This window comes from Marinobacterium ramblicola (genome assembly GCF_019084545.1).
Lineage (GTDB): Bacteria > Pseudomonadota > Gammaproteobacteria > Pseudomonadales > Balneatricaceae > Marinobacterium_D > Marinobacterium_D ramblicola.
Genome location: NZ_JAHREP010000003.1, coordinates 130,745 through 149,158, shown reverse-complemented (window position 1 = coordinate 149,158; position 18,414 = coordinate 130,745). Strand labels below are relative to the sequence as shown.

Annotated in this window: 18 protein-coding genes; 3 read left to right on the top strand and 15 right to left on the bottom strand. The window is 59.2% G+C overall.

Translation table 11 applies throughout. The features are described from left to right. Positions 1 to 45: 45 nt before the first annotated feature. From KQ940_RS03120 to gyrA, 12 genes are all read right to left on the bottom strand, one after another. Positions 46 to 324 carry a ComEA family DNA-binding protein gene (locus tag KQ940_RS03120; protein ID WP_217411610.1) on the bottom strand — a complete coding sequence of 93 codons (279 nt, stop codon included), beginning with the start codon at positions 322 to 324 and terminating at the stop codon, positions 46 to 48. A gap of 105 nt (positions 325 to 429) precedes the next feature. Beyond that, the gene (gene pyrF, locus KQ940_RS03115; protein WP_217411608.1) at positions 430 to 1,146 is read right to left on the bottom strand and encodes an orotidine-5'-phosphate decarboxylase; all 717 of its coding nucleotides are present in this window, start codon (positions 1,144 to 1,146) and stop codon (positions 430 to 432) included. Positions 1,147 to 1,165: 19 nt separating this feature from the next. After that, complete coding sequence (lapB, locus tag KQ940_RS03110; RefSeq protein WP_217411606.1) at positions 1,166 to 2,362, bottom strand: lipopolysaccharide assembly protein LapB; 1,197 nt, start codon at positions 2,360 to 2,362, stop codon at positions 1,166 to 1,168. A gap of 1 nt (position 2,363) precedes the next feature. After that, complete coding sequence (locus tag KQ940_RS03105; protein ID WP_217411604.1) at positions 2,364 to 2,669, bottom strand: LapA family protein; 306 nt, start codon at positions 2,667 to 2,669, stop codon at positions 2,364 to 2,366. 31 nt (positions 2,670 to 2,700) lie between these two features. Further along, complete coding sequence (gene ihfB, locus KQ940_RS03100; protein ID WP_217411602.1) at positions 2,701 to 2,997, bottom strand: integration host factor subunit beta; 297 nt, start codon at positions 2,995 to 2,997, stop codon at positions 2,701 to 2,703. A gap of 67 nt (positions 2,998 to 3,064) precedes the next feature. Next, positions 3,065 to 4,744: a 30S ribosomal protein S1 gene (rpsA, locus tag KQ940_RS03095; protein ID WP_217411600.1), complete on the bottom strand. Its 1,680-nt coding sequence runs from the start codon at positions 4,742 to 4,744 to the stop codon at positions 3,065 to 3,067. Between the two features lie 28 nt (positions 4,745 to 4,772). Beyond that, positions 4,773 to 5,468: a (d)CMP kinase gene (cmk, locus tag KQ940_RS03090; RefSeq protein WP_217411598.1), complete on the bottom strand. Its 696-nt coding sequence runs from the start codon at positions 5,466 to 5,468 to the stop codon at positions 4,773 to 4,775. Further along, positions 5,468 to 7,684, bottom strand: coding sequence for a bifunctional prephenate dehydrogenase/3-phosphoshikimate 1-carboxyvinyltransferase (locus KQ940_RS03085; protein ID WP_217411596.1), 2,217 nt, complete (start codon positions 7,682 to 7,684; stop codon positions 5,468 to 5,470). The genes cmk and KQ940_RS03085 overlap by 1 nt, the downstream gene beginning before the upstream one ends. Continuing rightward, complete coding sequence (gene hisC / locus KQ940_RS03080; RefSeq protein ID WP_217411594.1) at positions 7,678 to 8,784, bottom strand: histidinol-phosphate transaminase; 1,107 nt, start codon at positions 8,782 to 8,784, stop codon at positions 7,678 to 7,680. The genes KQ940_RS03085 and hisC overlap by 7 nt, the downstream gene beginning before the upstream one ends. 48 nt (positions 8,785 to 8,832) lie before the next feature. Further along, positions 8,833 to 9,942, bottom strand: a complete 1,110-nt coding sequence (gene pheA, locus KQ940_RS03075; protein WP_217411591.1) for a prephenate dehydratase — start codon at positions 9,940 to 9,942, stop codon at positions 8,833 to 8,835. Between the two features lie 24 nt (positions 9,943 to 9,966). After that, positions 9,967 to 11,049: a 3-phosphoserine/phosphohydroxythreonine transaminase gene (gene serC / locus KQ940_RS03070; protein ID WP_217411589.1), complete on the bottom strand. Its 1,083-nt coding sequence runs from the start codon at positions 11,047 to 11,049 to the stop codon at positions 9,967 to 9,969. A gap of 89 nt (positions 11,050 to 11,138) precedes the next feature. Further along, on the bottom strand, positions 11,139 to 13,781 hold the full coding sequence (gyrA, locus tag KQ940_RS03065; protein WP_217411587.1) for a DNA gyrase subunit A: 2,643 nt from the start codon (positions 13,779 to 13,781) through the stop codon (positions 11,139 to 11,141). 204 nt (positions 13,782 to 13,985) lie between these two features. Between gyrA and ubiG the strand changes: the two genes are divergently transcribed. From ubiG to KQ940_RS03050, 3 genes are read left to right on the top strand one after another with little or no spacing between them, the layout of a single operon-like run. Then, positions 13,986 to 14,705 (top strand): bifunctional 2-polyprenyl-6-hydroxyphenol methylase/3-demethylubiquinol 3-O-methyltransferase UbiG, encoded by a 720-nt coding sequence (gene ubiG / locus KQ940_RS03060; RefSeq protein ID WP_217411585.1) that lies wholly within the window; start codon positions 13,986 to 13,988, stop codon positions 14,703 to 14,705. Continuing rightward, the gene (locus tag KQ940_RS03055; RefSeq protein ID WP_217411583.1) at positions 14,705 to 15,394 is read left to right on the top strand and encodes an HAD family hydrolase; all 690 of its coding nucleotides are present in this window, start codon (positions 14,705 to 14,707) and stop codon (positions 15,392 to 15,394) included. Before ubiG ends, KQ940_RS03055 begins: the two co-directional genes overlap by 1 nt. Before the next feature lie 19 nt (positions 15,395 to 15,413). Next, complete coding sequence (locus tag KQ940_RS03050; protein WP_217411581.1) at positions 15,414 to 16,169, top strand: YciK family oxidoreductase; 756 nt, start codon at positions 15,414 to 15,416, stop codon at positions 16,167 to 16,169. Between the two features lie 74 nt (positions 16,170 to 16,243). On the opposite strand, the gene rluB is transcribed toward KQ940_RS03050, so the two are convergent. The 3 genes from rluB to KQ940_RS03035 form a co-directional block, all read right to left on the bottom strand. Next, positions 16,244 to 17,152 (bottom strand): 23S rRNA pseudouridine(2605) synthase RluB, encoded by a 909-nt coding sequence (gene rluB, locus KQ940_RS03045; RefSeq protein WP_217411579.1) that lies wholly within the window; start codon positions 17,150 to 17,152, stop codon positions 16,244 to 16,246. A 129-nt stretch (positions 17,153 to 17,281) separates the two neighbouring features. Continuing rightward, on the bottom strand, positions 17,282 to 17,674 hold the full coding sequence (locus tag KQ940_RS03040; protein ID WP_217411577.1) for an H-NS histone family protein: 393 nt from the start codon (positions 17,672 to 17,674) through the stop codon (positions 17,282 to 17,284). A gap of 111 nt (positions 17,675 to 17,785) precedes the next feature. Then, on the bottom strand, positions 17,786 to 18,406 hold the full coding sequence (locus KQ940_RS03035) for an L-threonylcarbamoyladenylate synthase (protein ID WP_217411574.1): 621 nt from the start codon (positions 18,404 to 18,406) through the stop codon (positions 17,786 to 17,788). Positions 18,407 to 18,414: the final 8 nt, after the last annotated feature.

Sequence of the window (18,414 nt, the reverse complement as noted above, 5' to 3'; positions counted from 1 at the left end):
CGGGCCAGGGTCTTACCGCCCACTGGCCCGCGGTGTAGCGCTCAGTTACTCGTTTGTCGCAGCCCCATCCAACTGGATCTGATCGCGATTCTTATCGATAGTGGAGACACCGATCCCCTTTACCTCGGTCAACTGCTCGACACTGGTGAAGGGGCCTTTCTGCTCGCGATAGGCAACAATCGCCTGCGCCTTCGCGGGACCGACGCCACTGAGTGCATCTGCAATCTGTTCGGCAGTCGCGGTATTGATATTGACGGGTGAGGCAAAGCTCAGAGGGGAAACACAGGCGAGGCTCAGCGCTAGCGCCTTGAACAAAGTACGCATGACAAACTCCTTGTCGTTAATGTTGATCAGGCTTCGATCAGCCTGCTGACCACTCCTTGATCAGCAGACTCGACTATATCGTGGGAAGGTGGTGTTTGCCAACCGTTAATCCGCGTTTTGTGCCTGGTGTACCTCGGCCAGAATCTCCGCCGCCGCAGCCGCGGGATCCTGTGCCTGAGTGATCGGCCGCCCGACCACCAGGTAACTGGCACCGGCGGCTATCGCATCGGCAGGTGTCAGTATCCGTCGTTGATCGCCCACTGACGCGCTGGCCGGACGTATACCGGGCGTGACCAGACTGAACCCTTTACCGATCTGTGCGCGCAGCGCCTTGGCCTCCTGCGCCGAACAGACAACACCATCCAGCCCGCAATCATGCGTCAAGCGCGCCAGACGCAGCACCTGTTCCAGTGGATCGATATCCAGCCCGATCTCAGCCAGATCCGCTCGCTCCATACTGGTCAGCACCGTCACCGCAATCAGTTGGGTCGAGGCACCGGCCACCTGCGCCAGCTCCTCACGCGCGGCCTCCATCATCCGCCGACCGCCACTGGCATGCACGTTGACCATCCATACCCCCAGTTCGGCGGCGGCACGCACGGCCTTGGCGGTGGTATTGGGGATATCGTGGAATTTGAGGTCCAGAAACAGCTCGAACCCAAGCCCCTGCAGAGACTCAACAATGGCGGGCCCGGCCCGGGTAAACAGCTCCTTACCCACCTTGACCCGACACAGTTGCGGATCCAGTCGACGCGCCATATCCAGCGCACTGTTCTGATCAGGATAATCCAAGGCCACGATAACTGGCTTATCAATACTCATCTTTTCACTCTCATTCGGCTCATTCACCCTCCAGCCCCTGGATCGGCCGGGTACTGTCCCACTCCCTGCAGGAGGGACAGTGCCAATGCAGGGTACGTCCGGCGAAGCCGCAACGCACGCACTGGTACTTAGGTTTACTCTGTTCAAGTTGGCCGGTCAGTCCCCGTAGTACACTCAGGCTTTCCCGGGCACTGCTCACACCGTATTCCAGATGCAGGTCGATCAAACGATTAAACCCACGTACGGAGGGCCGATTTTTCAGCTCATCGGTGATAAACAGCCCTGCCGCGACCACACCATCACGCTCACGAATCAGCTCGGCACGTGCAAGCAGAACGGTCGTCGAAGGCGCGAGTACCATACAGCTTTCGAGATAGCTTTCAAACTCTCGCAGACGACCGGTTTCCTGGTAGCAGCGCTGCAGCATGGGGATGGTCTCCGACACCAGCAGCGGCTCCTGCTCCCTGACGCGGCGCAGGGCTTTGATGGCATCGTTCCACGCCTGCCGCTCCATCGCCATTCGCGCCAACAGCAGTGTGGCCCTGACCGCCTTCGCGTTGAAGCCCAGCGCCTCGCGCAGTGAGGTCTCTGCTTCTCGCCACTGCCGCTTGGCCAAACTGAGCTCCGCCAATTCGCAACAATATTGTGCCAGCGCCGGCGCAATCGCTGCGCGCTCGTTTAGGTCTAACTGGCGCCCGCTCTCCAGCGCATCACGCCACTCCCCCTCTTTTTCATAGAGCTTGATCAGCAGCTTCAGCGCCTGGGCGCGCATCTGCGGACCTGGGTTATCACGAATCACTTCATGTAGCAGATTCTCCGCACGATCCAACAAACCTATCGCTTCGTAGTCGCGCGCCAGCGCCATCTGTATGCGAATAAAATCCTGATGGGACAACCCCGAACGTGCCAGCAGTGTCTGATGCAGGCGGATAGCGCGCTCCACCTCGCCCTTGCGCCGCAACAAGCGAGCCAGTGCAAGATGAGCAGGTATGGTATCGGAATTTATCTCCAGAGCGCGGATGAAGCTCTCGATCGCCTCATCCGGGCGGTCGCTCATCAGATGATCGAGCCCCTGGAAATAGTCACGGCTCAGGTCTGAACCGGAAAGCTGGCCGGGATAGCCCTCGCTACGCTGAGCATATTGCCAGCGGCAAAGCGCCCAGCCTATTGCAATCGCTGCTACCAGAAGCAGCAGAAGTAACGGGTCCAGCCCCATCTCAGGCTGGTTCTTTCAGCGCCGAGGCCCGCAGTCTTTCGATCTCCTCACGACTGCTTTTCACCTTGCGCTGAGCACTGTGCAGGCGCGTCTTCAATGCCAGTATGGTCAACGTACTCAACAACACGCCACAGATACCGCCGGTGACAAAGGCCAGGATCAACCAGAGCGACAGAGTCGCCTCCGGAAGCTGTACAAACACCAGATCGATGGAGACAGGTGCCGTGTTATGCACGGTAAAAAGAATACCTACGGCGATAATCACCAGCCCGATCAGGGTCGCCAGCAGGGTTTTAAGCCAGTTCAACGTTGTTCACCTCTATTCAACAACCAGCCTGTCAGGCATCCCCTTCGAGACTCTGATTCACCTGGTCACGCAGTTCCTTGCCAGGCTTGAAGTGTGGTACGTACTTCGCCGGCAGGGGCACGGATTCTCCGGTTTTGGGGTTACGGCCAACGCGCGGAGCACGGTAATGCAGCGAAAAGCTGCCAAACCCGCGTATTTCGATGCGATCGCCCTCAGCCAAGGCTTCGGTCATGTGATCCAGCATGGTTTTGACCGCAAGTTCGACATCCTTGACTGACAACTGAGGGTGGGCGTCTATAAGGTGCTCGATCAGTTCAGACTTTGTCATTTCAACTCCTTACCGGGTTGCAGGCCAGGGTTAACCGGCCACAAGACCGGCTTACCTCAGAGCCTGATCAGGAATCGCGTTTTTCCATTTGAGCCTTGATCAGATCGCCGATGGTGGTCGGCCCAGTATCGTCAACCTGCTCCTGAACCGACTTCAGCGCCTCTTTCTGCTCCCGCATCTCGACCTGTTTTACCGACAGGTTGATAACACGATTGCGTCGGTCGACACTGAGAATCGCCGCTTCTATCTCCTGGCCAACGCTGAGTTCAGTGGTCAAATCTTCGATACGGTCACGTGACAGTTCCGATACCTTCAGAATACCGTCGACACCCTCCACCAGGCTTACCGTCGCCTGCCGCGACGTCACTTCGGTAACCTGACCGGTCACCATGCCGCCCTTGGGGTGCGCATCGGCAAACGCAATGAACGGGTCGGAATTGAGCTGTTTGATACCCAGCGCGATGCGCTCACGCTCAGGATCGATAGACAGAATCTGCGTTTCGACCTCCTGCCCCTTGGTATAGCGCTTAACCGCCTCTTCCCCCGCTTCGTCCCAAGACAGATCGGACAGATGCACCAGACCGTCGATACCGCCTTCGAGTCCGACGAACACACCGAAATCGGTGATCGAGCGGATCGCCCCGCTAATGGTGTCGCCCTTCTTATAACGGGAAGAGAACGCCTGCCAGGGGTTCTGCTGGCACTGTTTCATCCCCAGCGAGATGCGACGGCGCTGCTGATCGATGTCGAGGATCATCACTTCGACCTCCTCGCCGATCTGCACCACCTTGGAGGGGTGAATATTCTTGTTGGTCCAATCCATTTCGGATACATGCACCAGACCCTCGATACCCTCGGCGATCTCGGCGAAGCAGCCGTAATCGGTCAGGTTGGTGACCCGTGCCGTCACCTTGTCCCCGACCTTGTACTCCTTGGTGAGCTGGGTCCAGGGATCATCCTGCAACTGTTTCAGACCGAGCGATACGCGGCTGCGCTCGCGATCGAACTTGAGCACCTTGACGTCGATCTCATCGCCGATCTTGAGCACTTCACTCGGATGCTTGACCCGCTTCCATGCGATATCGGTGATATGCAACAGGCCGTCGATGCCGCCCAGGTCGATAAACGCACCGTAGTCGGTCAGGTTCTTGACGATGCCCTTGAGGACAACACCCTCTTCCATCTTCTCGAGCAGCTTTTCACGCTCTTCGCTGTAGGCGGCTTCGAGCACGGCACGGCGGGAGACAACAATGTTGTTGCTGCGCGCGTCGAGTTTGACCAGCTTGAATTCGAGCTCCTGCCCTTCGAGGTGGGAGGTATCACGCAGGGGACGAATATCGACCAGCGATCCGGGCAGGAAGGCATTGATGCCGTTGACGTCGACGGTGAGACCGCCACGCACCTTACCGGTGATATGACCGGTAACCGTCTCTTCCGCTGCGTAGGCTTTTTCCAGCACGGCCCAGGCCTCGGCGCGCTTGGCTTTCTCACGCGAGAGCTGGGTCGACCCAAATCCGTCCTCGAGGGTTTCGAGTGCAACTTTGACCTCATCTCCGACCTTGAGCCTGACCTCGCCATGCTCATCGCGGAACTGATCCAGCGGAATTACGCCTTCGGACTTCAGACCCGCATTGACGATGACGAAATCGTTGTCGATCGCAACCACCGTGCCGGTTACGATCGAACCCGGCGCCATGTCCAGATCCTTCAGGCTCTCCTCAAAAAGATCGGCAAAACTCTCGCTCATCACACTCGGTCCTCAAAATGGAGCCGCGTCAGCGCAGCCCTCTATGTCTTGCTTCGTCCAGCACCGCCAGCAGAACCTCGTCTATCGTCATCTTGGTGGTATCAAGAATAATTGCATCTGGCGCCGGTTTCAGAGGCGCGACAGCGCGATTCATATCGCGATCATCGCGGGCTCTGATATCGTCCAATATTACTTCAAGGCTAGCACCCAGTCCCTTGCTAATCAACTGGTTATAACGACGCCTTGCGCGCTCTTCGGCACTGGCATCAAGATAGATTTTCAGCGTTGCCTCGGGGAACACCACCGTCCCCATATCCCGACCATCGGCAACCAGTCCCGGCAACTGGGCAAAATCGCGCTGCCGACTCAGCAGAGCCTCACGCACCGGCCCCTGGGCCGCCACCACCGAGGCGTCATTACCGATCTCTTCAGTGCGAATCGAAAGGGTAACCTCCTCGCCCTCGAGGATGATCTGCACCTCCTCATCCCCGCTACCTGCGACAAACTGCACATCCAGGTGCGCGGCCAATACCACCAGTGCCTCGGTATCATTCAGCCCGACGCCATGGTGACGAGCCGCCAGCGCGGTTAGTCGGTAGAGCGCGCCGCTATCGAGCAGATGCCAGCCCAGTTTCTGAGCCAAAAGCCTGCAGATAGTCCCCTTCCCCGATCCACTGGGACCATCAACGGCCACAACGGGGGTCTGTTGTTCATGGCGGGACATCAGCCCTCCTCCTTATACAATGCAATTCCTATACGTCTGGCCTGATCGACAAACTCAGGACAGAACAGTGCGACCGAGGCACACTGCTCGATATCGAGCTCCTCACCGGCGAGGTGGCCGGCAACAGCCAGTGCCATCGCCACCCGCGGGTCTCCGCCGCTACTGACTCGGCCACCGTGCAAACGACCACCCCGTATGCGCAGACAACTCGCCTCCAGCTGCAGATCCACACCCAACTGCTTCAGCGCCTCACACATCAGGCTCAACCGTCTGTTGGCTGCCAATCCGCCTTCGACTTGTGTATGAAGCCTGGTCTCCCCTTCGGCACAAGCAGCCGCAATCATCAGGGCGGGGCACTCATCCAAGGCCAGCGACTGCCATTCGGCCGGTATCTCGATCCCTTTCAATGCCGCGTCACGCACACGGATATCAGCCACGGGTTCCGCACAATCGTCGCGGACATTGAGCAGTTCGATATCGGCCCCCATCTGCTGCAATATGGTCAGCAGGCCGTTACGGGTCGGATTGATGCCGACATGCTCCAGCAGTAACTCTGCACCTCGGCTCAGCGTCGCAGCCACGATAAAGAACGCCGCTGCCGATAGATCGCCCGGTACCCGAAGCTGCCCGGCGGTAAGCTTTCCACCCGGCGCCAGCTGCAGTCGACCTGCGCTCTCCCGCACCTCACAACCAAAACGTCCTAGCATGCGCTCGGTATGATCACGGGATGGCTTGACCTGCTCAATGCAGGTTTGCGTTTCAGTATAGAGTCCGGCCAGCAGCAGCGCCGACTTCACCTGTGCGCTTGCCACCCTTAGCACCTTTCCGGTACCCGCAAAGGATTCAACCGGCTTAATCTTCAACGGCGGACAGCCCCCCGCTGCGGTTTCGATCTGCGCGCCCATCTGACGCAGAGGTTCGACCACGGCGGACATCGACACCTGGCTCAATTCTTCGTCGCCGTAAAGCTCAGTGGCGAAAGGTTGCGCCGCCAGCACGCCACACAACAGCCGCATCGACGTACCGGATGAGCCTAGATAGAGAGGACCGACCGGGGGTTGCAAGCCGTGCAGGCCGACCCCGTATACTCTGACCAGTCCCTGATGCGGCCCCTCGATCACCACGCCCAGGTCACGAAACGCCTGCAGCGTTGCCAGGCTGTCCTCACCCTCGAGGAAACCTTCGATATCGGTCACCCCTTCCGCCAGGGCAGCCAACATCACCGCCCGGTGCGAGATCGATCGATCGCCGGGCAGATCCGCCTGTCCCTTGATACTGCTGCCGGGCCGGACGCGGAAGGTTACCGGATGATTGTGTAGATCCGGTGAATAGGCGGATCGGGCCAGGATGCGGGAGAAGTGTTCGCGTGCAGATTTGGCACGGGTAAAGATTCCCAGCAGCGACTGACTGTCGCCACGGGCGACGGCATCGCGCAGCTTGGCCACACCGTCGGTAAAGCGGTCGATCTGCGCCAGCAACTGCTCACGGTTGGCAAAACAGATGTCGTGCCACATGCTCGGGTCGCTGGCGGCAATGCGGGTAAAGTCGCGAAAACCACCGGCTGCATAGCGGAAGATATCGGTATTCTCCGCCTCATGCGCCAGGGTATCGACCAGCGAAAACGCCAGCAGATGGGGCAGATGGCTGGTCGCCGCCAGCACCTCATCGTGGCGACGCACCTCCATCTGCAGCACTTCCGAGCCAACCCCCTGCCACAACCGGGCGATCGCCAAGGTCGCAGCGGGATCGGACTCCGGTAGCGGGGTCAAAATCAATTTACGACGGACGAAGAGCTCCTCGTCGGAAGCGCCGACACCGCTCTTCTCAGTCCCGGCGATCGGATGGCCGGGGACGAAACCTGGCGGTATCGGGTCGAACAACCGGCGCGCGGCATCGACCAGATTACCCTTGGTGCTGCCCACATCGGTGATCAGGGTTTGCGGCCGCAGCCAGGGCTTGATCTCCGACAGCACCTGCTCCATCACCTTGACCGGCACCGCCAGCACGATCAGGTCGGCAGAACCTACTGCCGTCTCGAGATCATCGGCGATGCGATCGATCACCCCCAGCGACAGGCCCAGCTCGCATTCGCCACGATTGCGGTCGTAACCGACCACCTCATCGACCAGTCCTCTGGCACGCAACGCCCGCGCAAACGAACCGCCGATCAGACCCAGGCCGATCACCAGCACCCGGCGGGTAGAAAACGTCAGCACGCCAACGCCCTCGCCAGTGCATCCAGAAAGCGCCGATTCTCCTGCTCGGTACCGACCGTGACCCGAAGATGCCGGGGCATGGCGTAGGGTTGCAGGGGACGCACGATCACTCCCTGACGCAGCAGTGCCTCGAACACCGGTTGAGCGTCGCGCTGCAGATCGAGAGTCAGGAAGTTGCCTTGCGAAGCCAGAAACGCCAGCCCAAGACGCTCCAGCCCCTCGGCCAGCTGCTGCCGCCCCCGCCGGTTAGTCTCCAGCGTTTGCTGCAGGTATTCATGATCTTCGAGTGCTGCGGTTGCCGCCGCCAACGCGGCGGCATTGACGTTGAACGGCTCGCGAATGCGGTTCATCAGATCCGAAATCTGCACATTGGCCACCGCAAAGCCGACCCGCATCCCGGCCAAGCCAAAGGCTTTGGAGAAGGTCCGGGTCACGATCAGGTTGGGGTAGTCGTCGACAAGATCAAGACCGTTGGGCAGCCCTGCCTCGGGATCCACAAACTCCGTATACGCCTCATCGAGTACCACGATCACGCGCTCGGGTACCGCATCGAGAAATACCCGTAGCTCCACATCGCTGAATGAGGTGCCAGTCGGATTGTTCGGATTGGCCAGATAGATAAGACGCGTGCGCTCGCTGACCGCCTCGGCCATCGCTTGCAGATCATGTGCATAATCCCGCGCTGGCACCTCGACCGCCACTGCCTGGCAGGCCTTCGCCGCAATGGCGTAGGCAACGAAAGCATACTGGGAGTAGACCACCTCATCACCGGGGCGCACGAACGCACGCGCCGCCAGGTTGAGCAGCTCATTGGAGCCGTTGCCCAGCGTCAGCCGGTCACTGCTTATACCATAGGCTTTATGCAGCGCCGCCTTGAGCTCGAACCCCGCGCCGTCGGGGTAGCGTTCGAGCCGTGACAGGGCAGCGGTGGCTGCCGCTCGCGCGCGTGGACTGGGGCCGAGAGGGTTCTCATTGCTGGCCAGACTGACGATATCGGTCAGCCCCAGCTCCCGTTCCAGCTCTCCGGCCGGTTTACCCGGACGGTAGGGGCTGAGGGTGGCGATGCTTGGCACCGCCAGTGCGTAAAAGTCGATCGACATTGCGTCGCTCCGTAGTTCCAGCTCAGAGTTCCTGCTCAGAGTTCCGACTCAGAGCACCGCTTTCGGGTAGGACCCGAGAAGCTTGAGCTCGACAGAACCAGACTCAAGTTCTGCCAACACCTGCTGCACAGCCTCGTCCTCGCTGTGCCCCTCAAAATCCAGGTAGAACAACATGTCCCACTGCGATTGAGGAGCTGCGCGGCTTTCAACACGCGTCAGGCTTATATTACGTTTCCGGAATGGGTCCAGCAGCTCATACAGCACGCCAGGACGATCATGTACCATCAGCAGAATCGAGGTTTTGTCCTGCCCGCTCGGGCCCACATCCTGGCGCCCAATAACGAGATAGCGCGTGGTGCTGTCGGGCTGATCCTCGATATTGGCCTGCACCACCTGCAATTTGAACAGGTCGACCGCGATATCGCCGCCGATCGCCGCTGCCTCCCCCTTGGCCTCCTGCACCTTACGCGCCGCCTCGGCATTGGAGCTGACCGCGACCCGCTCCACATCGGGACAGTGCGCGTCCAACCAGGTATGACATTGATTCAGCGCGAAGGGGTGGGCATAGATCACCTTGATCCGATCCAACGTCGCTTCCTCGCGCATCAGCAGGTGCTGATGCGTACGCAGCTCCACCTCACCGCAGATGCTGACATTGAAACGGCTGAACAGGTCCAGGGTATGGCTGATCATGCCATCGGCGGCGTTCTCGATCGGCACCACACCGTAGTTGGCGTGTCCGGACTCAACATCACGGAACACCGCTTCCAGACTGTCGACCGACGAGCAGCGTACCGAGTGGCCGAAATGTTTCAGCGCCGCCTGCTGAGTAAAGGTCGCTTCCGGGCCGAGGAACACCACCCCCAGCGGCTGCTCCAGCGCCAGACAAACGGACATGATCTCGCGAAACAGGCGCGCGACCTCCTGATCCGGCAGCGGTCCTTCGTTGCGCGCCATAACGCGGCGCAGCACCTGCGCCTCGCGCTCAGGTCGATAGAACACGGCATCCTGATTGTCGAAGCGGGACTTGATCTCCGCCACTTCCTGGGCACAGCGGGCACGCTCGTTCAGCAGACGATGGATCTCGCGATCCACCTGGTCGATGCGGTCGCGCACGCCCCTGAGCGCCTGTTCCTGATTTTGCTGTTGATCGCTCATCGTTCTCTCCACTACTGCCGGAGGCTAGCCGGCCGTGCGCTCGAACTCCTGCATAAAGGCGATCAGTGCGTCGACAGACTCTTCAGACACCGCATTGTAGATACTGGCGCGCATGCCGCCTACCGAACGATGCCCCTTGAGGTTAAGCAGCCCCGCCGCTTCCGCCCGCTCCAGGAACAGTTTATCCAACGAGCTATCGGCCAGCGTAAACGGCACGTTCATGATCGAACGGTTGGCCGGTGCGATCGGATTGGCGTAGAAATCGGATCCATCGATCGCCGCGTAGAGACGCGCCGCCTTGCGCGCGTTGATCTTGGCGATCCCTTCGACACCGCCCTGCTCTTTCAGCCACTTGAACACCAGACCGGTCATGTACCAGGCGAAGGTGGGCGGCGTGTTGTTCATCGAATCAGCATCCGCGTGCACCTTGTAATCGAACATGGTCGGGGTACCGGCCAGGGTGTTGCCCAGCAGACCCTCACGCACGATCACCACGGTCAGTCCGGCAGGACCGATATTCTTCTGCGCGCCGGCATAGATCAGCCCGTAGCGGCTGACATCGATCGGCCGCGCCAGAATATCAGAGGACATATCGACCACCAGCGGCACCTCGCCGGTTTCCGGCACGTAATCGTACTCCAGACCGCCGATGGTCTCGTTGCTGGTGTAATGCACATAGGCAGCGGCGGGATTCAGTTTCAACTCCGCCTGGGTGGGAACCCGGGTATAGTTCTCCGCCTTGCTGCTGGCCACCAGGCCAACCCGGGTGTAGCGCGCGGCCTCCTCGATCGCCTTACCCGACCAGATACCGGTGTCGATATAGTCGGCAGTAGCGGCGCCCCGCAGCAGGTTCATCGGCACCATGCCAAACTGGCTGGTTGCGCCGCCCTGCAGGAACAACACCTTGTAGTTGGCGGGGATATCCAGCAGGTCACGCAGATCCTGCTCCGCCGTTTCCGCCACCGAAACGAACTCCTGGCTGCGGTGACTCATCTCCATGATGGAGAGCCCCTTGCCATGCCAGTCGAGCATCTCCTCCTGAGCCCGGGCGAGTACAGCTTGCGGCAGCGCGGCAGGGCCGGCACTGAAGTTATGTTTGCGCGTCATCGTGTAGTATTAACTCCAGAAAAGAAACGCTCCGGAGCTCACGCCCCGGAGGCTCACACCTTAACCTTTCGTACCGAGCAGCGCCGGAATCACGCTTCCGGCTCGTCGTCGCCGGCTACACTGTCGTCCTGTTCGTCAGTCGATGCAGCGCCATCGGCCTCCACCAACTCAGACGCCCCCTCTTCCAGCTCGCCCTCCTCCTCTTCAGGCTCCTCGATTCGAGCCAGACCGGAGAGTTTCTCGTCCTCAGACAGGCGGATCAGCATCACGCCCTGGGTATTACGTCCCAGCGTCGAGATACCGTCGGCGCGGGTTCGCACCAGCGTACCGCGATCGCTGATCAGCATGACATCGTCGCCATCGAGCACCTGTACGGCACCGGCCAGCTCACCGTTACGCTCGGTACATTGCATCGCGATCACACCCTGACCGCCACGTCCGCGCAGCGGGAAATCCTCCACTGCGGTCTGCTTGCCGAAACCGTTGACCGATGCAGTCAGCACCCGGGCACCCTCACGCGGGATGATCAGCGAGATCACCGACGCGCCTTCGTCAAGGCGTACGCCGCGCACACCGCGGGCGGTACGGCCCATGGCGCGGACATCGTTTTCGTTGAAGCGAATCGCCTTGCCTGCGCTGGTGACCAGCATCACGTCGTCGTTGCCGTTGGTGATCGAGGCACCGATCAGGCGGTCGCCATCGACGATCTCCAGCGCGATCAGGCCGGTGCTGCGCGGACGGGAGAACGCCTCCAGCGGCGTCTTTTTCACCGTGCCGTTGGCTGTGGCCAGGAAGATGAAGCGCTCGGCATCGAACTCCTTCACCGGCAGGATCGCACTGATCCGCTCCTCTTCGGCCAGCGGCAGGATATTGACCACCGGACGACCACGCGAGGTGCGGCTGGCCGGCGGAATCTCGTACACCTTGCGCCAGTACACCTTGCCGTGGTTAGTGAAGCAGAGGATAGTGTCGTGGGTGTTGGCGATCAGCAGGTGCTCGATGAAATCCTCATCCTTCATCGCCGTCGCCGACTTGCCCTTGCCGCCACGACGCTGCGCCTGATAGGCGCTGATCGGCTGGGTCTTGGCATAACCGCCGTGGGAGATGGTGACCACCATATCCTCTTCGGTGATCAGGTCGGCCACGGTCAGATCCTGCATCGAGGCCTGGATCTCGGTACGACGCTCATCGGCGTACTCGGCGACGATCGCGTCCAGTTCCTCACGGATCACCTCCATCAGGCGCTCGTAGGAACCCAGGATCTCCAGCAGTTCGGCGATCTTGTCGATCAGTTCGCGATACTCGCCGAGCAGCTTCTCGTGTTCAAGGCCGGTCAGACGGTGCAGACGCAGGTCGAGGATCGCCTGGGCCTGAACCGGCGACAGGTGATAGTGACCATCGCGCAGACCGTACTGGGGTTCGAGATCGTCCGGACGGCAGGCATCTTCGCCGGCGCGTTCGAGCATATCCAGCACCGAGCCGGGTGCCCAGGGGGTCTCGATCAAGCGCTCTTTCGCCTCCGCCGGGGTCGGTGACTGCTTGATCAACTCGATCACCGGATCGATGTTGGCCAGCGCCACCGCCAGACCTTCCAGTACATGACCGCGCTCGCGCGCCTTGCGCAGCTCGTAGACGGTACGCCGGGTCACCACCTCGCGGCGGTGGCGGATAAAGCACTCCAGCGCGCTCTTCAGATCGAGGATCTTTGGCTGGCCGTCGACCAGCGCCACCATGTTGATGCCGAACACGCTCTGTAGTGCGGTCTGGGCAAACAGGTTGTTGATCACCACCTCGGGCACTTCGCCGCGACGAAGCTCGATCACGATGCGCATGCCGTCCTTATCGGACTCGTCACGCAGTTCACTGATCCCCTCGATCTTCTTCTCTTTGACCAGCTCGGCGATCTTCTCGATCAGACGCGCCTTGTTCAGCTGATAGGGGATCTCGGTAATCACCAGCATCGGGCGACCGTTCTTCGGGTGCTCCTCGATATGGTGCTTGGCGCGCACATAGATGCGGCCACGGCCGGTGCGATAGGCCTGCAGGATACCGGCACGGCCGTTGATGATACCGCCGGTGGGGAAATCGGGGCCGGGGATGAACTCCATCAGTTCATCGACGCTCAGCTCCGGATTTTCGATCAGCGCGATACAGCCACGCACCACCTCGCCCAGGTTGTGCGGCGGAATATTGGTTGCCATACCGACGGCGATACCGGCGGAGCCGTTGACCAGCAGGTTCGGCACCCGGGTCGGCAGTACCGCGGGAATACGTTCGGTGCCGTCGTAGTTGTCGACGTAATCCACCGTTTCCTTGTCGAGATCGGCCAGCAGTTCGTGGGAGATCTTGGCCATGCGGATCTCGGTGTAACGCATCGCCGCTGCCGAGTCGCCATCCACGGAACCGAAGTTACCCTGGCCATCGACCAGCATGTAACGCATGGAGAAATCCTGCGCCATACGGACGATGGTGTCATACACCGCGCTGTCACCGTGCGGGTGGTATTTACCGATCACATCACCGACCACACGGGCCGACTTCTTGTATGGTTTGTTCCAGTCGTTGTTCAGCTCGTTCATCGCGAAGAGTACACGGCGGTGTACCGGCTTGAGGCCGTCACGCACGTCAGGCAGCGCTCGCCCGACGATTACACTCATCGCGTAATCGAGGTAGGACTGTTTCAGCTCATCTTCGATATTGACTGGCAGAACTTCTTTGGCTAGATCACCCATTCGCTCAGCTTTCCTTGGTTCCTAAGGCTTGCAGCGCCTGAAGCGCATTTTTAAAACCGCGGAATTATATCACAGAGAAGGGAGCAGGTACGCCAAGGAAACCAGTAATAAATAAGCAATAGATGCGGCGTGCCATCGACACTTAATGCGATCCCCTCGCGATGCTAGAATACGCCGATCAAACCACTAGGCACTGAGACACCGATGAGCCAGAACCAGACACAGAATATCGACCCGGCGGAAATTGCTAAATTCGAGGAGCTGGCCAGCCGCTGGTGGGACAGGGAGAGTGAGTTCAAACCCCTGCACGACATCAACCCACTGCGTGTCGGTTTTATCGACCGCATCGCGCCGCTCGCCGGCAAGCGCGTGCTGGATGTGGGCTGCGGCGGCGGCATACTGTCGGAATCGATGGCCAAAAGAGGCGCCGAGGTCACCGGCATCGACATGGGCGAGGCACCGCTGAAGGTCGCCAAACTGCACGGTCTCGAAAGCGGCGTCAGCGTTCGCTACCGCCAGGTCACCGTTGAACAACTGGCCGAAGAGGAACCGGAGTCGTTCGACATCGTCACCTGCATGGAGATGCTCGAGCACGTTCCGGATCCCTCATCGATCATCGCCGCCTGTGCCCGGCTGGCGAAGCCCGGCGGCCAGCTGTTCTTTTCGACGCTGAACCGCAATCCAAAGAGCTACCTGTTCGCCATCGTCGGCGCCGAGCGGGTGTTGAAACTTGTGCCCAACGGCACCCATGACTTCAACAAGTTCATCCGCCCGGCCGAACTCGGCCAGTGGCTGCGCTCAAGCGGTCTGCAGATACGGGAGATGACCGGACTGGTCTACAACCCCCTGACCAAGGTCTACCGTCTCGACCCTGAAGATGTCAGCGTCAACTATATGGTCGCCACCACCCGGGACGCCCTCTGATGGCAGGCTACCGCGGCGTACTGTTCGATCTGGACGGTACACTGCTCGACACCGCGCTCGATTTCTACTGGGTGGCGGACAGAATGCGCGCCGATCGCGGCCTGGAACCGGTTGAGCGCGACGGTTTTCGCCAGTGCGTATCAGACGGGGCGCGAGCGATGGTTTGCAACGCGTTCTCGCTCTCGCCGAACTCTCCCGAAGTCGAGCCCCTGCTCGAAGAGTTCCTGGCGCTCTACGCACAACATATGATGGTCAAGAGCCGATTGTTCGAAGGGATGGACCTGCTGCTCGACTGGCTCGACGAACAGCAGATCAAGTGGGGTATCGTCACCAACAAACCCGAGCGTTTCAGTCGCGCCATTATCGACCAGCTCGGCCTCTCCGCTCGCTGCTCCAGCCTGATCTGCCCGGAGCAGGTCCGCAACCGCAAACCCGATCCCGAATCACTGCTGCTGGCCTGTCAGGAGATCGGCTGCCCGCCAGAGGCGACACTCTATATTGGTGACCATCAGCGCGACATCGAGGCAGGACAGCGCGCCGGCATGATCACCATCGCCTGCCTATACGGTTATATTCACAGTCAGGATGACCCCAGACAGTGGAACAGCGATCACCTTGTGCGAGATACGCGTAAGCTCGACACACTGCTAAAATGCCTGTACAGCGATATCGACACCGCTGCCTACTGAAGAAGGAATTCAGATCACCATGTTCAGCTACAACGCCCCCGAAGGCCTGCTCAACGATCGCATCATTCTGGTAACAGGTGCCGGCGACGGCATTGGCCGCGCAGCCGCCCACGCTTACGCGGCCCACGGCGCCACTGTCGTACTGCTTGGCCGCACACTGGAGAAGCTGGAGCGGGTCTACGACGAGCTGGAGGCTGCAGGCTATCCACAGCCCGCCATCGTCCCACTGAATCTGGAAACCGCCGTCGAGCATGATTACATCGAACTGGCCAACCAGCTTGAGGAAACCTTTGGTCGACTGGACGGTATACTGCACAATGCCGGGCTGCTCGGCGTTTTGACCTCAATCGAAAACTACGATCCCATCATCTGGCAGCAGGTGATGCAGGTGAATGTCCACGCCCCCTTCCTGCTGACCCAGACGCTGCTGCCACTGCTGCATCGCTCAGAGGATGCGTCGATCATTTTCACCTCATCCGGTGTTGGTCGCAAAGGACGGGCTCACTGGGGCGCCTACGCAGTGTCGAAGTTTGCCACCGAAGGGATGACCCAGGTACTGGCCGATGAGCTGGAGAACATCTCGCGGATACGCATCAACTGCATCAACCCCGGCGCCACCCGCACAGCGATGCGCGCGTTTGCCTATCCGGCGGAAATGCCGGAGAAAAACCCGACGCCTGAGCAGATCATGCCGCTCTATCTTTACCTGATGGGACCAGACAGCGCACAGATTAACGGCCAGTCCCTCGATGCTCAGGGCGACGGTCACGGCTAAACCCGCTTACTCTCAAGACAAAAAAAACGCTGCCATCTGCAGCGTTTTTTTCGGCCGAGGTCGTGACTCAGACCTCAGCCCCGTCGCACATTTCTCCGCCCTACCGAGCGTGCTTTAGGCTTGGAAGCACGCTTTTCCGGCGCCTGTCGTGCAGGAGCCTCGGCATTTTGACGCGCACGCTGCCGACCATAACGACGCTTCTCCTCGACCACCTCTTCCCGCGTTTTCGTTCGGGACTTGACCCGCGGCAGCTCCAGTTCGTCACTCAGCAGATCGATCTCTTTTCCACCCAACTCACGCCAGGTACCCACCTTGACGTCACTGGGAAGAAACACCGGCCCGAAGCGCACGCGTTTCAGGCGATTTACCTGAAGCCCCTGCGACTCCCAAAGCCGCCTCACCTCACGATTGCGCCCCTCCATAACCACACAGTGATACCATTTATTGGCACCTTCACCGTCGAAGTAGCGCACGTCGCTAAAATGCGCCATGCCATCTTCCAGCAGCACCCCCTGCTTAAGGCGCTCCAACATCTCATCGCTAACCTCACCCAATACACGCACCGCATATTCGCGGTCGATATTCGCCGACGGATGCATCATACGGTTTGCCAGCTCACCATCCGTAGTAAACAACAGCAGACCTGTCGTATTTATATCCAAACGCCCTATTACAATCCAACGCCCCTGTTTCAAGGGCGGCAGATTATCAAATACCGTCGGCCGCCCCTCGGGATCATGCCGTGTACATACTTCACCGATCGGCTTATTGTAAATAAGTACTCGGCGAGCACTCTCGGCTGAGAAAATCAGCTGAATGGGGCGCCCATCCAGTGATACCTGATCCCCCTCTTTTACCCGATCGCCGAGCTTTGCCAGATCGCCATTGAGACCAATCCGACCCTCTTCAATAAAACGCTCCATCTCACGACGTGAGCCAAAACCGGAGCGCGCCAATACTTTTTGCAGTTTTTCATCATGCATTTGACGTCGCCTCAAACTAATCAATTGCGCTTCACATCCCGGTGACAGCGACTTCATCATAGCTAAATACAAAAAAGCTCTTCAGCCACCAAGCTGAAGAGCCTTATAGTTTAAACCCTGGAGTCGCTATCAGCCTAGCGTCGGAAGCTGATCCTTGGTGATACCCTTCTCTTCCATGTACTGAGCGAATACGACCGGGGTACGACCACGACCGGACCAGTGATGCTCTTCACCATCGACTTCAATGACATACTTGGCCTTCACGCTCTTGCGCGGTGCGCTGTCGACCTGAGTTGCCAGTTCCTCGAGTGCGATGCCCGCGTCCAGCATCTGCTTGCGGATCGCTTCAATCGCTTCAACCTTGGCGGCTTCAGCCTGCGCCTTGGCAGCCTCTTCCTCACGGCGCTCTTCGAGGATATCAGCCAGATCGGACATCACCTTCTCGATATCAGCAACACCCAGATCCTGAGTCTGCTTGCGCAAGGAGTTTTTACGAGTGAGTGTTTTAATGAAATCAGACATATTATGCTCTTCGCCAACAAGGTTAATTAATACCTGCAATTATCGTTAATAAATTGCTGTTTGCAAGTTCAAACACCCGGTTTGGTCGCAATAAAAGTCTGTATTTATAAATTAATCGAAACTCGAAACCTCTCCCGCCCCCTTCCGTATCACCTCTGGCACTTCATTTAACAGACTGATAACGCTTGTCGCCTCCATACCGCAATAACCACCATCGATCACAAGATCAACATGGTGCTGGAGCATATCCCTGATCTCGTAAGGGTCGGTCAAGGGTATATCTTCACCCGGCATTATCAGCGAGGTACTCATAATAGGCTCACCCAAGGCTTCTGTCAGCGCCAAGGCGATCGGGTTATCGGGAATACGTATTCCGATCGTGCGCCTTTTGGCATGCAGCAAGCGCCTGGGCACCTCGCTGGTCGCGTTTAATATGAAGGTATAGGCCCCGGGGGTATGGGCCTTGATCGTCCGGTAGGCCTGATTATCGACCTTGGCATAGGTGGATATTTCCGAAAGATCTCGACATACCAAGGTAAAATTATGCTTATCGTCAAGCTGACGTATCCGCTTAATCCGCTCCATAGCCCTTTTATCGCCCAGATGGCAACCGAGAGCATACGCAGAATCGGTCGGATACACGATCACCCCACCCTGGCGAATAATCTCTACAGCCTGCTGAATCAGCCTGGCCTGTGGGGTTTCCGGATGTATCTGAAAAAACTGACTCACCTGTGTCT

Coding starts and splice junctions, on each gene's coding strand:
- KQ940_RS03120 (WP_217411610.1), bottom strand. CDS start 324: ATGCGTACTTTGTTCAAGGCGCTAGCGCTGAGCCTCGCCTGTGTTTCC.
- pyrF (WP_217411608.1), bottom strand. CDS start 1,146: ATGAGTATTGATAAGCCAGTTATCGTGGCCTTGGATTATCCTGATCAG.
- lapB (WP_217411606.1), bottom strand. CDS start 2,362: ATGGGGCTGGACCCGTTACTTCTGCTGCTTCTGGTAGCAGCGATTGCA.
- ihfB (WP_217411602.1), bottom strand. CDS start 2,997: ATGACAAAGTCTGAACTGATCGAGCACCTTATAGACGCCCACCCTCAG.
- rpsA (WP_217411600.1), bottom strand. CDS start 4,744: ATGAGCGAGAGTTTTGCCGATCTTTTTGAGGAGAGCCTGAAGGATCTG.
- cmk (WP_217411598.1), bottom strand. CDS start 5,468: ATGTCCCGCCATGAACAACAGACCCCCGTTGTGGCCGTTGATGGTCCC.
- hisC (WP_217411594.1), bottom strand. CDS start 8,784: ATGTCGATCGACTTTTACGCACTGGCGGTGCCAAGCATCGCCACCCTC.
- pheA (WP_217411591.1), bottom strand. CDS start 9,942: ATGAGCGATCAACAGCAAAATCAGGAACAGGCGCTCAGGGGCGTGCGC.
- serC (WP_217411589.1), bottom strand. CDS start 11,049: ATGACGCGCAAACATAACTTCAGTGCCGGCCCTGCCGCGCTGCCGCAA.
- gyrA (WP_217411587.1), bottom strand. CDS start 13,781: ATGGGTGATCTAGCCAAAGAAGTTCTGCCAGTCAATATCGAAGATGAG.
- ubiG (WP_217411585.1), top strand. CDS start 13,986: ATGAGCCAGAACCAGACACAGAATATCGACCCGGCGGAAATTGCTAAA.
- KQ940_RS03055 (WP_217411583.1), top strand. CDS start 14,705: ATGGCAGGCTACCGCGGCGTACTGTTCGATCTGGACGGTACACTGCTC.
- KQ940_RS03050 (WP_217411581.1), top strand. CDS start 15,414: ATGTTCAGCTACAACGCCCCCGAAGGCCTGCTCAACGATCGCATCATT.
- rluB (WP_217411579.1), bottom strand. CDS start 17,152: ATGCATGATGAAAAACTGCAAAAAGTATTGGCGCGCTCCGGTTTTGGC.
- KQ940_RS03040 (WP_217411577.1), bottom strand. CDS start 17,674: ATGTCTGATTTCATTAAAACACTCACTCGTAAAAACTCCTTGCGCAAG.